This is a genomic window from Flavobacterium yafengii, from assembly GCF_030010375.1.
In the GTDB taxonomy this organism is placed as follows: domain Bacteria; phylum Bacteroidota; class Bacteroidia; order Flavobacteriales; family Flavobacteriaceae; genus Flavobacterium; species Flavobacterium yafengii.
This window is the reverse complement of the sequence record NZ_JASCRY010000002.1, coordinates 595,380-608,128: the sequence shown is the minus strand read 5'-3', so window position 1 is coordinate 608,128 and position 12,749 is coordinate 595,380. Positions and strand designations below refer to the sequence as shown.

At 33.0% G+C, this 12,749-nt stretch carries 15 protein-coding genes; 5 read left to right on the top strand and 10 right to left on the bottom strand.

What is annotated here, in order from left to right; genetic code table 11:
* Nucleotides 1–50: 50 nt before the first annotated feature.
* The 4 genes from QLS97_RS10055 (at nucleotide 51) to QLS97_RS10040 (ending at nucleotide 3,918) form a co-directional block, all read left to right on the top strand.
* Nucleotides 51–998, top strand: coding sequence for a zinc metalloprotease (locus tag QLS97_RS10055; RefSeq protein ID WP_282716398.1), 948 nt, complete (start codon nucleotides 51–53; stop codon nucleotides 996–998).
* Between the two features lie 75 nt (nucleotides 999–1,073).
* Nucleotides 1,074–2,165: an AI-2E family transporter gene (locus QLS97_RS10050; RefSeq protein WP_282716396.1), complete on the top strand. Its 1,092-nt coding sequence runs from the start codon at nucleotides 1,074–1,076 to the stop codon at nucleotides 2,163–2,165.
* Nucleotides 2,166–2,167: 2 nt separating this feature from the next.
* A complete protein-coding gene (locus tag QLS97_RS10045; RefSeq protein WP_282716395.1) occupies nucleotides 2,168–3,346 on the top strand; it encodes a class I SAM-dependent methyltransferase in 1,179 nt (392 codons plus the stop codon).
* Nucleotides 3,347–3,351: 5 nt separating this feature from the next.
* Nucleotides 3,352–3,918, top strand: a complete 567-nt coding sequence (locus QLS97_RS10040; protein ID WP_282716393.1) for a hypothetical protein — start codon at nucleotides 3,352–3,354, stop codon at nucleotides 3,916–3,918.
* A 4-nt stretch (nucleotides 3,919–3,922) separates the two neighbouring features.
* Here QLS97_RS10040 and QLS97_RS10035 read toward each other — a convergent pair whose 3' ends face one another.
* Together QLS97_RS10035 and QLS97_RS10030 are read right to left on the bottom strand one after the other, a co-directional pair.
* Complete coding sequence (locus tag QLS97_RS10035; protein WP_282716392.1) at nucleotides 3,923–4,582, bottom strand: M15 family metallopeptidase; 660 nt, start codon at nucleotides 4,580–4,582, stop codon at nucleotides 3,923–3,925.
* Nucleotides 4,583–4,922: 340 nt separating this feature from the next.
* Nucleotides 4,923–5,222, bottom strand: a complete 300-nt coding sequence (locus tag QLS97_RS10030; RefSeq protein WP_282716391.1) for a cupin domain-containing protein — start codon at nucleotides 5,220–5,222, stop codon at nucleotides 4,923–4,925.
* Nucleotides 5,223–5,309: 87 nt separating this feature from the next.
* Here QLS97_RS10030 and QLS97_RS10025 point away from each other — a divergent pair, with 87 nt between their 5' ends.
* Nucleotides 5,310–6,221, top strand: a complete 912-nt coding sequence (locus QLS97_RS10025; RefSeq protein ID WP_282716390.1) for a helix-turn-helix domain-containing protein — start codon at nucleotides 5,310–5,312, stop codon at nucleotides 6,219–6,221.
* 94 nt (nucleotides 6,222–6,315) lie between these two features.
* On the opposite strand, the gene QLS97_RS10020 is transcribed toward QLS97_RS10025, so the two are convergent.
* The 8 genes from QLS97_RS10020 to QLS97_RS09985 form a co-directional block, all read right to left on the bottom strand.
* A complete protein-coding gene (locus QLS97_RS10020) occupies nucleotides 6,316–7,578 on the bottom strand; it encodes an alginate export family protein (RefSeq protein ID WP_282716388.1) in 1,263 nt (420 codons plus the stop codon).
* A 2-nt stretch (nucleotides 7,579–7,580) separates the two neighbouring features.
* On the bottom strand, nucleotides 7,581–8,249 hold the full coding sequence (locus QLS97_RS10015; RefSeq protein ID WP_282716386.1) for an SCO family protein: 669 nt from the start codon (nucleotides 8,247–8,249) through the stop codon (nucleotides 7,581–7,583).
* A 29-nt stretch (nucleotides 8,250–8,278) separates the two neighbouring features.
* The gene (locus tag QLS97_RS10010) at nucleotides 8,279–9,043 is read right to left on the bottom strand and encodes a formylglycine-generating enzyme family protein (RefSeq protein WP_282716384.1); all 765 of its coding nucleotides are present in this window, start codon (nucleotides 9,041–9,043) and stop codon (nucleotides 8,279–8,281) included.
* Between the two features lie 35 nt (nucleotides 9,044–9,078).
* Nucleotides 9,079–9,456, bottom strand: coding sequence for a c-type cytochrome (locus QLS97_RS10005; RefSeq protein WP_428831783.1), 378 nt, complete (start codon nucleotides 9,454–9,456; stop codon nucleotides 9,079–9,081).
* A gap of 52 nt (nucleotides 9,457–9,508) precedes the next feature.
* Nucleotides 9,509–10,999, bottom strand: coding sequence for a copper-containing nitrite reductase (nirK, locus tag QLS97_RS10000; RefSeq protein ID WP_282716382.1), 1,491 nt, complete (start codon nucleotides 10,997–10,999; stop codon nucleotides 9,509–9,511).
* Between the two features lie 109 nt (nucleotides 11,000–11,108).
* On the bottom strand, nucleotides 11,109–11,345 hold the full coding sequence (locus QLS97_RS09995) for a cytochrome C oxidase subunit IV family protein (RefSeq protein WP_282716380.1): 237 nt from the start codon (nucleotides 11,343–11,345) through the stop codon (nucleotides 11,109–11,111).
* Nucleotides 11,346–11,348: 3 nt separating this feature from the next.
* Entirely contained in the window at nucleotides 11,349–11,930 is a 582-nt protein-coding gene (locus QLS97_RS09990) for a cytochrome c oxidase subunit 3 (protein WP_282716378.1), read from the bottom strand.
* 23 nt (nucleotides 11,931–11,953) lie between these two features.
* Nucleotides 11,954–12,679, bottom strand: a complete 726-nt coding sequence (locus QLS97_RS09985; protein ID WP_282716376.1) for a carbonic anhydrase — start codon at nucleotides 12,677–12,679, stop codon at nucleotides 11,954–11,956.
* Nucleotides 12,680–12,749: the final 70 nt, after the last annotated feature.

The following is a 12,749-nucleotide window of genomic DNA, read 5'->3' as shown; positions in this document are numbered from 1 at the left end:
GCTTATCAATAAACTGATAAATAGCAATTTACAACATAAAAACTGCAATTATGAAAAAAATTATTTTATCCGCAACGGCATTTATAATGCTTTTTTCATGTCAAAATGAAGAAACCGAATCAACCGCTCCATCAACAAACTCGATCGTTCAACGTGGTTGTGCATCACACGAAGTACTGGAAGCGCAATTGAAAGCCGATCCAACATTAGCTTTAAGAATGAACGAAATTGAAGCTTTTACACAAAAAGCAATGTTAACCAATCGTTTAGTAAACGGTAAAGTTGAGATTCCGGTTGTAGTGAATGTATTGTACAGAACAGCAGCTCAAAACATTTCATTGGCACAAATTCAGTCTCAAATTGATGTGTTGAATCAAGATTTCAATGCGACTAACTCAGATTATAATTCAGTTCCTGCTTTGTTTTCAGGTGTAAAAGCCAATGTTGGAATTACTTTTGTATTACAAAGTGTCGTTAGAAAATCTACAAATACAACTTCATGGTCGACAAATAACGCCATGAAGAAGTCAGCAAAAGGAATCGCTCCTACAACACCTACAACCGTATTGAACATGTGGTCTTGTAATATGGGTGGAGGTATTTTAGGTTATGCACAGTTCCCAGGCGGAGCTCCTTCTACAGACGGAATTGTTATCGATGATAATGCATTCGGAAATATTGGAACAGCTTCTGCACCATTTGATTTAGGACGAACTGCAACCCACGAAGTGGGTCACTGGATGAACTTACGTCACATTTGGGGTGATGCCAATTGCGGAAGTGATTTGGTTTCTGATACTCCCACACACAACACGGCTAACTATGGTGCTCCAGCTTACCCACATTATAGCACTTGTACTGGTACTCCAGTAGAAATGACCATGAACTACATGGATTATACTGATGATGCAGGAATGTACATGTTCTCTAACGGTCAAAAATCAAGAATGGCTGTAATTTTTGTTTCAGGTGGAGCAAGAGCAGGTTTCGGAATATAATTTTTAGTTTTTTAGATTTTAAAACTCGCTACTTGTTAGCGAGTTTTTTTTATCTTTATAACCTAAAATAGCGATATGATTACATCTAAAACCATTTCAAATGGGATTATTAGGGCATTATTAACAACGGTTTTCGTTGGTTTAATCTTATTATTCTTCTATAAAATTCAATCTGTATTAATTTATCTAGTTGTATCTTTTATACTTACACTGATTGGAAATCCGATTTTAGACTTTTTCAAAAAAAGATTAAAATTTAATCATCTCTTTGCAACTATTACCACTTTATTTATTTTTATATTGATCATATTTGGGTTTATAATGATGTTCGTTCCTTTGATTTTATCTCAAGGACAAAACCTATCACTTCTTAACACTACTGAAATTGAAAAAAACATAGTCCAGTTAATCAATCAAATCACTGTGTTTTTAGACAACCACCAAATTGATTCTGCACAAGTTTTAAAGGAAGCAAACATTACCTCTAAAGTAAATTTCAATATTATTCCTAATTTCTTAAATGCAATTTTAGGTACAATCAGCAGTTTTGGAATGGGATTAGGTTCAGTTCTATTCATCACTTTTTTCTTTTTGAAAGACCGATTAATGTTTATTGTTGGCGCAAAGAAATTAATTCCAGACAGTCATGAAGATCAAATCTTGAATTCATTGGAAAAAATAAATCATTTATTGTCACGCTATTTTATTGGTTTACTGCTTCAATTATTTATTGTATTTCTTTTATACCTTATAGTTCTAGTCGTTTTTGGCGTTCCAAATGCTATTGTTATTGCTTTTTTATGCGCTGTACTAAACATCATTCCATATATAGGTCCGTTGATTGCTTCTTTTTTAGCCGCAATTTTAACTATGATGAGTAATTTGGGAAGTGATTTTCAATCTGAAATTTTACCTACAACAATTTATGTCTTAATAGGTTTTTGGATAGTTCAAGTAATTGATAATAATTTATCTCAACCTATAATTTTTTCCAAAAGTGTAAGCTCACATCCTTTAGAAATATTCCTTATCATCTTAATTGCAGGTTTCCTTTTTGGAATATTAGGAATGATTGTGGCAGTTCCTTTATATACCATAATAAAAGTGATTGGAAAAGAATTCTTTCCTGAAAACAAAATCATTCAACTATTAACTAAAGATATTTAATTTTGGATTTAAGGATTCTAAATGCCGAAATACAGGCGTTTATCAATGATACTATTGGCAAAAGCATTTCGAAGTTAGCACTTCAAAAAAATCCCTTCCAAGAAGTGGATTGGATTTCTATTTTAAATCAAATAGAAGCTAAAACAAAAGCTAAAGATAAATTACCGAATTGGTTTTCGACCAAAAACATTATTTATCCAAGTAAAATTTCAATAGAACAGACTTCATCCGAAAAAACAGCAGCCTATAAAGCTTCTATTGTATCTGGAGAATCTCTAATCGATTTAACGGGAGGTTTTGGAGTTGATGATTATTATTTTGCAAAAAAAATAAAAACGGTTGCACATTGCGAAATTAATCCGGAGCTGTCTAATCTTGTAAAGCACAACTTCAAACAATTAAATGTTTCCAATATCATCTGCTATGCCGGAGACAGTTTAGCGACTTTATCCACTTTAAATTCAAAATGGGATTGGATTTATATTGATCCTTCCAGAAGAAATGATGCTAAAGGAAAAGTATTTATGCTTAAAGATTGTTTACCAAATGTTCCGGAAAATCTTGATTTTTATTTTACCAATTCAAATGCAGTTCTAATAAAAACAGCACCTCTTCTTGATATTTCTGCAGGTTTATCTGAATTAAAACATGTAAAAACAATTCATATCGTAGCCTTAGAGAATGAAGTAAAAGAATTATTATGGGAATTACACAACGGTTATTCTGGAGATATAAATATCAAAACCGTTAACATTGTAAAGGACAAAACGGAAACATTTGATTTTATTTTGAACGAGGATTCTAAATTCCCAAACTTTAGTTTGCCTCAAAAATATTTATATGAACCCAATAGCGCTATCATGAAATCTGGCGGATTTGATGAAGTGAGCTCGTTTTATAATCTAAATAAACTACACAAACATTCCCATTTGTATACATCAACTGCCTTGATATCCTTTCCAGGGCGCGTTTTTGAAATTAAAAATACATTTCCTTACAATAAAACAGAAATGAAAAGTTTTTTAGAAAAGACTCAAGCAAATATCACAACCCGTAATTTTCCTGACAGCGTTGAAAGCATTCGAAAAAAATGGAAAATAAAAGACGGAGGAAATCTGTATTGTTTTTTCACAACTGATGAAAATAATCATAAAATAGTTTTAATTTGCACCAAAATATAATAAAAATGAAATACGTTATTACACTAACTTTATTGTTCTTCAGTCTGAATATATTTGCTCAAAAACCATGTGAATATAACACAAACGTTACCGATTCTTTAGGTACCTACAAATCGACTAAAGAATACATGATTAGCGAGAAAAATTTTGCAGGGAATTCCAGTTATATTTTTTATTCTTTGGCATTAACAGATGGATTACCAACATTGAGTGTGCAGATTATCCAAAAAAGCAAAGACTTTTTGAAAGCAAATTGTTTTGATAAAAATTCTAAATTGTTTTTACAGTTAAACAATGGAAAAATAATCACGTTGATACATATTGATCAAGAAAATTGCGGAACCATGTTACGCGATGATAAAGGATTTGATAATAGAGTGAATTCAGGTATTTTTATGTTTATGAAAGATAGTTTTGAAGAATTAAAAAATTCTCCAGTCTCTATGATGCGTATAAAATATTTGACAGATACCGAAGATTATATCCTCAAAAAAGAGTTTAAATCAGAATTAACGAATGAAATTTACAATCCTGAAAATTACTTCATCAACAACTTAAAATGTATTGAATAGGCGACTATTTACAATCCCATTTAGCATTAGAAACTTTATCATTCAATGCTGACTTCAAATTGTAGTGCCACCATTCTGAATCAAAAAAATTAAAACCACTATTTGTCATAATAGTTTTCAATAGTATTCTGTTTTGTTTTACTTCTTCTGAAACTTTTGGATAATTGTGGCTTGCTTCAACTCCAAAAAAATCAAAAGAAGTCCCCATATCCAACTCTTTCTCATTACTGTCGACAAGAGTAATATCTACAGCTCCTCCTCTATTATGAATAGAACCTTTGGCAGGGTTAGCAACATATTCCGGGTTAGATACAATTTTCCACATTTTTTTCTGAATGTCTAAAGGGCGGTAACAATCAAAAATTTTGATTTTGTATCCTTTTTCCAAGAATTTTTTATTCACTTCAACAAGTGCAGTAACGGTTTTTAAACGTAAAAAACATTCGGCACAATCATATACTTTTGCTTTAAGGAAATTATCTGTTGTAGCATACTTCATATCATAGACAAAATCCTGACTGTATTCTTCTAAATTTACAAATGTAGTATCATTGATAATTGAACTATTTTTTTCTTGATCATCAGAAATAATAGTTTGCGATTTACAAGAAAAAGCACAAAAAACAGAACAGAGAAGTACAAAAGGTTTGAAGTAAGAAATCATAATTACTATTTTTTATAAAAATAGAACAATTAAAAGGATTTCAAAAAATATAAAAACAAAAAAAACGATACTATTTCTAGTATTGTTTTAAGTCACCTTATGGTACACAATTCGAACCTTTTACTCGAAGATTTTAAACTCTTAGCCGACTGTTTTGAAAGAGAAAGTTACTAAAAAATTCAACAGGGATTTTTTATATTATTGAATGCAGTTTTAATCAGGATTTGTTTAACCAAATAAAGAAATATTGTAATTTTAAGTGTTTTTCTGATATTATTATCACTAAATGTTTCAGACATGTACTTTTACAACTAATTTTTTGGCTATATTTTTTCTGTTTCTATTTATTTGTTTGAACTTGTGTATACTCTATATTTGTTACAGCTTCTAACCAAACAGGCGCGCCGTTTTGAGTATTTGTTATTGCTACTTGAACAAAATAGCTATCAATACTAACACCGTGCCAATGTTTAATATTTGGTGGACATTTGATTACATCTCCTTTGCGAAGTATTTTTTTAGGTTGCCCTTTTTCTTGATAATATCCAATTCCGTCGGTGGCCAACAAAATAGAATAACCTATACTACTCAGCAAATTTCCGACATGAAAATGAGGTTGTTGGTATAATAGATTACTCATTGTTATACCAATATTACTTATTGTGCTTACTACATGGTAATTGATATATCTAAACACATAAATTTGTATTGTAAAATAAAAATTATCATGAACAAAGTAGTCAAGTTTAATACTATTAGTGAATACAATGTATTTAACAATAACGAAACTTTACACCCATTAATAAGTGTTATTGATTTTTCAAAAGCAAGCCAAAGATCTTGGGAAGGTGAAAAGAGTGTTATAATTTATTATGGCTTTTATTGTATCTTTTTGAAAGATATAAAATGTGGCGATCTGCGTTATGGTTGTAATTATTATGATTATCAAGAAGGTACATTGGTTTTTATTGCGCCAGGGCAAAGAATGGAAGTAGAGCCTGTTGGTAAAGTATATCAGCCAAAAGGATATGCCTTAGTTTTTCATCCTGATTTAATACACGGGACTTCTCTTTTTAAAAGTCTAAATGATTATAATTTTTTCAGTTACAATGCAAATGAAGCCTTGCATTTGTCAGAACGCGAAAGACAAATTGTTTTAGACTCTTTTTCAAAAATTAACTTAGAATTACAACTTGGAGTTGACAAGCATAGTAAAAAACTTATTGCTTCAAATATTGAATTGTTTTTAGGCTATTGTGAGCGTTTTTATGATAGACAATTTATCACAAGAGAAAGTGTTAATAAAGGGATTTTAGAGAGATTTGAAGAAGTATTAAGTTCCTATTTTACCTCAGACAAGCCCAATACTATTGGTTTACCATCAGTTGCTTATTGTGCTAATGAACTACATTTATCAGCGAACTACTTTGGTGATTTAATAAAAAAAGAAACAGGTAAATCGGCTCAAGAATACATCCAAAATAAAATAATTGATATCGCAAAAAACAAAATTTCAGGAAACAATTTAACTGTAAACGAAATCGCTTATGAATTGGGCTTCAAATATCCTCAGCATTTTTCCAGATTATTTAAGCAAAGAGTAGGATATACACCTAATCAATATCGAAGTTTGAATTAAAAATCTTATTTATAATGAGTTAATAAGATGCATTAAAATCACAAGAAAAAAGTCGCTAGAATATTTTCTTTGAATTAGTTAACCTGGGTAAAATCTATTTTAAACTAAATATTCTAGGGCTAAAAGAAATCATAACCCAAACCCAATTGTTGATATTGGCGGCATCAGTACCATTTTTTAATCTTTCTAAAGTTCCAGAACCAAACATTTGAGAGTATCCCGCTGAAGCAACAATATCCTTCTGAATAGTGTAACTGGCAGTAAAATCAAGTTCTGTTCCTAAATAGCTGTCCATTTTAGTATTGGAAGCATCCAAAACAGTATTCGGTGCATTAAAAACATGTGGCATTAACGTAAATTGCCATTTATTAGACGTATAATTTAACTTTAAATAGGCATCTTGCAATCCCACACTATTTTGATGATTTCCTACATAAAAATAATCTATGAAACCATTAAAACCATGATTGGTTCCAAAAATTGGACTAAACGATTTTATGTCAGAACTAGTGTCATTTTGGTTTTTACCCGAAAGATATTCATATCCTAATCCCGCTTTGAATGTATTGGTGACCGCATAACCAAGGAACGCTCCTGCATACCAAGCGTTCACCTTTTTATCGACGCTTTTTCCTGTTTGTCCATAAGCCCCAAAATTAGTATCCCATTTTTTTTCCTTGAAAGAAAGGTAAGTACCAAAGGTTTGCTTGTAATCTATTTCTAAATTACCAATGGTTTTTTCAAATTCATATCCGGTATTTAACAGTAGCAAACTCAAATTTAATTTGCTAAACTGGGTATGATACCATGCATATTGTAAGGATTTGTAGTTAGTCGTGTACGCCGTTTTCGGCTCCAATACATTTTCTGCATTGGCATTCAATGCAAATCCTAAATCCAGCTGATGATTTGCCGGATGAAACGTAATCACTGCGGCATCATGACTTTGTCCTTGTTGTGCCCAATCGATTTCTCCAAAAATACGCTGATTATCATATGAAATCACTTGGCGACCTAAGCGCGCACTCCATTTGGCATCAAAATCATATTGTGCCCAAGCTTCAAATAAAGCAATTCCGTTCTTATCAACTTGTGTGGTGGTTGCCACATCACCCCAAGTGCGAATGTTTTGCAACGTTAATTTGGCTTTTAATTTTTCTTGCTTGTAATTAAAATTTAATCGGGAACGTTGCGATACAAATGAGGTTGCTTTTTCACCATTTGGCATAAGGCTTTTGAATCCGTTTCGGTATTCATAACGCGGTCTGAGTTGCAGATTAGCATCCAACTCTTGGGCATAAGTTCCCATGCTTACCATTCCTAAAAATGACAAGCCAATTATTTTAAATAGTTTCATGTTTAATTTATTTTTTGAGCTTCCTCAGTAATCTTTTGAATGGTTTGGTCTGAATTGACACCTAAACCTTCTTGTTGATACGCTAATTCCCCGTCAGCATTAAATACACTTATGATATTGGAATGAGAGAATTCCAAAGGCGCTATTTTTTTATAATTTACAGCCAAAACCGCTGCAAATTCTCTTGTATTTTCTTCTGATGAACGTAAGAAAACCCATTGTGCGCCGTCCATTTTATTTTCAATGGCAAATGCTTTTAAACGTTTGGCCGTATCTACAGTAGGATCGATACTCACTAAAACCAAATTCACATTATCCTTTATGTTGTTCGGCAATCTTTGTTCAATATTTCGCATGTCAGCCACTAATCTTGGACAAGCAGATTTACAAGAAGTGTAAATCATAACCATAACCAGCACTTTTCCCTTCAAATCCTTCATTTCGATATCTTCTCCTTCTTCATTGGTCCATTTTGACGGAAGATTGTAAATGGATAAATCAGAAATAGGTTTGTCTATTGTTTCCGCTTTTGATTTATTAACACAGGACTGAAGTGATAAAAGAATTAAAAGGAATCCTAAAAAAAGCGTTTTATACCTGCTTTTTTCAGTTTTTACCTTTAGAAGATTCGCCTGTTCAGATAAGCTGGGGCTGTGACTATTTGATTTCATTTCTGTTGTCATTTGAGTTAATTTGTGCGCTACTTTTTATCTTTTGCACATCGAAAACCGAGGTTTTTAGTAGTAAATCGTGCCTTAAGACTTCCTCGGAAAGCATAACGCATAAAAGCGGCATAATTCATTAAATCTGTTGCATTGACAGAACCGCTTCCGCAAAATAGATTCCGGTCCGTATCCTTGTCTTTTCTGGATTCTCCGGAAAGAAAAACACTATTGAAATCGGCTGTCCATTCCCAAACTAATCCATGCATATCATAAACACCCCAATAATTTTTGAAGGTGCGACCTACCGGATTTGCATAGGTTTTTGGCTTTTCATACCAAGACAAGATGTAATTATTAAAGCTTTCTTTAGTACGTGCGTCAATTCGTTTCTCATCGGCCATCGCAACATATTCCCATTCATCCATAGTGGGTAATCGTTTTCCTTGGCATTCACAATATTTTTTGGCAGTAAACCAAGAAATATTCGTTACCGGAGCAGTACTTAAATTGGCAGCCCCATAATTAAAATCACTTTCCCATTGTGATAAGTAACTTTTATCGGCAAAAATACCTTTCATTCTAGAGCGACTATTTTCTGGATATTTCTTCAAAAACTCCAAAAACTGGGCATTCGTTACCGGATAGATATCCATGCTAAAAGCGTCAATTTGTACTGGTTTTTTACTTGTAGCTCCATAAAGGGGAACAAAAGTCCCCCTTTCAATAGAAGCCATTTTAACAACTTGAGACCATAGCGATGCTGTAATAAGAAACAAAAATAGTGGCAAAAATTTTTTCATATTTAACATGGCTAATTTCTTTTAAGCTGTACGAATTATTTTCTTTGGGCTTTTACCATTGCTGGTGTAACCGTGGTTTTGTTATTTCCCCAACTGGCGTAAACATAGGTCATCGCATCCGCTATTTGTTGATCGCTTAATGCTTGTGCAGGCATGGCACCACTGAATTTTTTACCATTTACAGTAATTGGCCCAGTTAATCCTTTTACGACTCCTTTTATGGCGCGATTCACATCTTTATTTAAGTAATCTGATTTCGCTAAAGGAGGGAAAGCACCCGGAATTCCTTGCCCGGCAGCTTGGTGACAAGCGATACACGTTTTTGCATAAATTCCTTTTCCTTTATCAGCACTTTGACTGTATCCTTGTAAAGCCAATCCCATCATTCCGATGCATAAAATATACTTTTTCATTTTATTATAATTAATGTTAAATACTTGTTTAAATTTAGATTCAATCCTATTTTTATTCATGAATATCTTTTGCTTTTGGAGCCACTTTTCCTCTCAATGTTTTAACCATTGCTGGCGTTACAACCGTTTTATTATTTCCCCAACTATCATAGACATAAGTCAACACGCTGGCTACTTCATCGTCGGTCAAATTTTGACTGGTCATAACATTATTGAATTTTTTACCATTTACAGTAACTTCTCCGCTCAATCCGTGTAAAACCGCATTTATTGCTCTGCCAGAATTTGCGTTTAAGAAATCTGATTTGGCTAATGGAGGGAATGCGTTAGGAATTCCTTGCCCTTCTGATTGGTGACAGGCAAGACAGGTTCTGCCGTAGAGTTCTTTTCCTGCTTTTACATGTTCAGCTACCGTTTTCACTGCAACGCTTTTAGTTGCACCTTTCACTTTAGGCATATTTTGTATAGTACCACCTTCTGGCAAATAAATTCCCTCTTGTGTTGTTCCAGAATAGACTAACTTATTATCATCTCCTTCTACTTTTAACATTCCCAATGCCCCTTTGTTGAAAGCTCTAAAAATAGAGTGATCTACCAAGATAAACGTACCGGGAACATCTACTTTAAATTCAACTATTGCAGCACCACCGGCTGGTATTAAAGTTGTTTGGACATTTTTGTTAATCAAATCCCCACCTTCTACATGAACTTTATCGAATATTTCACCAATTGCATGGAAAGAAGACACTAAGTTTGGTCCACCGTTACCCATATAAATACGCACTGTTTCTCCTTTTTTGGCTGTTAATGCTTTATCTCCTGTTAACGCCCCTACTTTTCCATTAAACACTACGTAATCAGGTTGCTCTTTAATCGCTTTATTCATATCAAATGGCTGAGACCCTTGTTCTCCATAATTTCCTTTGGTATAAAAATCACCTTGCATGATGTAGTATTCTTTATCAACTGGAGGCAAACCACCTTCAGGTTCCACTAAAATCAAACCATACATACCGTTTGCAATGTGCATCCCAACAGGAGCTGTGGCACAATGGTATACATACAAGCCTGGATTCAACGTTTTGAAATTGAATACTTTTTCATGTCCCGGTGCCACTAATGAAGAAGTTGCTCCTCCACCTGGTCCAGTTACTGCATGTAAATCTATATTGTGCGGCATTTTATTATCCGGATGATTTTTCAAATGAAATTCTACCTCATCACCAACTCTAGTTCTTATAAAACTTCCGGGAACTGATCCTCCGAAGGTCCAATAGGTATATTTAACACCATCTACCATTTCGCCCTCTTGTTCTTTTATTTCCATGTTCACCACCAATTTTGTGGCTGCACGATCGCCCACTGGTTTAGGAACAAAAGGAGGTGCAGTCAGTTCTGCTGTTTTTTGACCTTCTATCTTAATACTCTCATAATATTTTGCGTCTTTTTCCTCATTTTTAGAACAAGAAAACAGACCAAGGGCTACAAAAAAAGCAATGGCTACTACCCTACTCTGTTTGTTAAAATTAAATGTAATTTCCATAATAATCAGGTGTTAAATTAATCGTGATTTATAGTGTAAAAATAAAAGATAACTTTATCCTTTATCATGACATTTGTCATGTTTTTAACTTTTATTTAAGAGCGTTTTTTTACAAAATTAATCCTAAAACAATCAACCCTAAAACCGAAATCAAACTCACTTTCCAAAAAGGATTTGCCTTTTTAAGTTCCATAAATTCGAAAGAAACCAAGAGAAATTTCAATACGGATAATCCCATAATTAAAAAAATTGCAAGTCCGGAAACAGACATTGTATTTGAAATCAAAGCCGTTGAAGCCGTCAATACAATCAATAAACCATACGTAATAAAAAGTGTTTTTTTCATTTTCTAAAAAATTAAGTACAAAACAGGAAATAGCAACAACCAAATCAAATCACACATGTGCCAGAAAGCAGCGCAGGCTTCAACATCGTCAATACCTGTATCTGAATTTTTTTTCATCATTCCATAGTTGGTCCAAATTAAAATCACCAAACCCATGATAACATGAATCAAATGAAAAGCAGTTAACAACCAATAAAAAGTAAAAAAAACATTGGTTTCTGGAGTGATACCCGATTCCATTTTATGATAGTATTCAACTCCTTTTAAGATTAAAAATAATGTTCCGCCAAGCATGGTCAATTTAAAATACAAAGACGATTTTAAACGGTTATTGTTTTTAAATTCCAAGACTGCATTGGCCATAAAAAAACCACTGGTCAATAAAAAAATAGTGTTTATTGCTCCAAAAGTACTGTTGAGTTGCAACCGTGACTGATGAAACAATTCAGGTTGCTCTTTTCCATAATAAACAAATGCCACAAGTGCCATCCCGAAGGTAAGAAGTTCCAGAAAAATAATAATCCACATCAAAATACCTCCTGGAGGGTAGTAGATGTTTTTGTAATCGATTTTGTGTGTGTTCATTTTATAGGATTGTATTTATAATGTTATTTGAGTACCCCATTGTTTTCTAAAAAAGCTACTTTTCCATTAGTAATATCGTAATAAGCACCAATGATTTTTATTTCTTTATTTTTTAATTGATGTTCTAGTGTGGCACTTTTTTGTATGATTTTTTCAATGGTCAACACAATATTTTTTCTTGAAGTATCATCAATGGTATAGTCCGATAATGGATACGTTTTGTGTGGATTTATGGATGGTTTGATTTGTGAGGTGAGCTGGGTTAAATGTTCTAAACCAACATTATCAATTGCGCCTTGAACTGCACCGCAATGATTGTGTCCTAAAACCACGATAAGCTTGGTGTGTTTAATTGTAGTGGCAAATTCCATACTGCCTAAAATGTTATCGTCTTCTATATTACCGGCAACTCTTGCTACAAAAAGGTTTCCAATACCTTGGTCAAAAATAATTTCAGGAGGAACCCGTGAATCAATACACGTTAAAACCAATGTATGCGGATGTTGTTCCTTTTTTGTAAGATCAATTTCATGCGCATAATTGAGATGAACGGACTTATTTTCTAAAAAACGCAGGTTGCCATTTTTTAAATCCGCAATCGCTTCATCAGGGGTTTTTATTTCAAGATGATGTTCTTCTGCTTTTTCATTTTTAAAAAATATGAAACTGAAAATAGTCAGTGCAAAAAATGGACATAATACAAATAAAAGCAGTGTTCTTCGGTTATTGCGTTTGTATTTTGGACACATATAGTTGAAATTTATTTTATTAATCCAGTGTTTTAAAAACAACCTCCCCTTCACAATTTATGAGTTGGAA

Excerpts from the sequence above, each read along its gene's own strand:
- QLS97_RS10055 (WP_282716398.1), top strand. The coding sequence starts at position 51 with ATGAAAAAAATTATTTTATCCGCAACGGCATTTATAATGCTTTTTTCA.
- QLS97_RS10050 (WP_282716396.1), top strand. The coding sequence starts at position 1,074 with ATGATTACATCTAAAACCATTTCAAATGGGATTATTAGGGCATTATTA.
- QLS97_RS10040 (WP_282716393.1), top strand. The coding sequence starts at position 3,352 with ATGAAATACGTTATTACACTAACTTTATTGTTCTTCAGTCTGAATATA.
- QLS97_RS10035 (WP_282716392.1), bottom strand. The coding sequence starts at position 4,582 with ATGATTTCTTACTTCAAACCTTTTGTACTTCTCTGTTCTGTTTTTTGT.
- QLS97_RS10030 (WP_282716391.1), bottom strand. The coding sequence starts at position 5,222 with ATGAGTAATCTATTATACCAACAACCTCATTTTCATGTCGGAAATTTG.
- QLS97_RS10025 (WP_282716390.1), top strand. The coding sequence starts at position 5,310 with ATGAACAAAGTAGTCAAGTTTAATACTATTAGTGAATACAATGTATTT.
- QLS97_RS10020 (WP_282716388.1), bottom strand. The coding sequence starts at position 7,578 with ATGAAACTATTTAAAATAATTGGCTTGTCATTTTTAGGAATGGTAAGC.
- QLS97_RS10015 (WP_282716386.1), bottom strand. The coding sequence starts at position 8,249 with ATGAAATCAAATAGTCACAGCCCCAGCTTATCTGAACAGGCGAATCTT.
- QLS97_RS10010 (WP_282716384.1), bottom strand. The coding sequence starts at position 9,043 with ATGAAAAAATTTTTGCCACTATTTTTGTTTCTTATTACAGCATCGCTA.
- QLS97_RS10005 (WP_428831783.1), bottom strand. The coding sequence starts at position 9,456 with ATGAAAAAGTATATTTTATGCATCGGAATGATGGGATTGGCTTTACAA.
- nirK (WP_282716382.1), bottom strand. The coding sequence starts at position 10,999 with ATGGAAATTACATTTAATTTTAACAAACAGAGTAGGGTAGTAGCCATT.
- QLS97_RS09995 (WP_282716380.1), bottom strand. The coding sequence starts at position 11,345 with ATGAAAAAAACACTTTTTATTACGTATGGTTTATTGATTGTATTGACG.
- QLS97_RS09990 (WP_282716378.1), bottom strand. The coding sequence starts at position 11,930 with ATGAACACACACAAAATCGATTACAAAAACATCTACTACCCTCCAGGA.
- QLS97_RS09985 (WP_282716376.1), bottom strand. The coding sequence starts at position 12,679 with ATGTGTCCAAAATACAAACGCAATAACCGAAGAACACTGCTTTTATTT.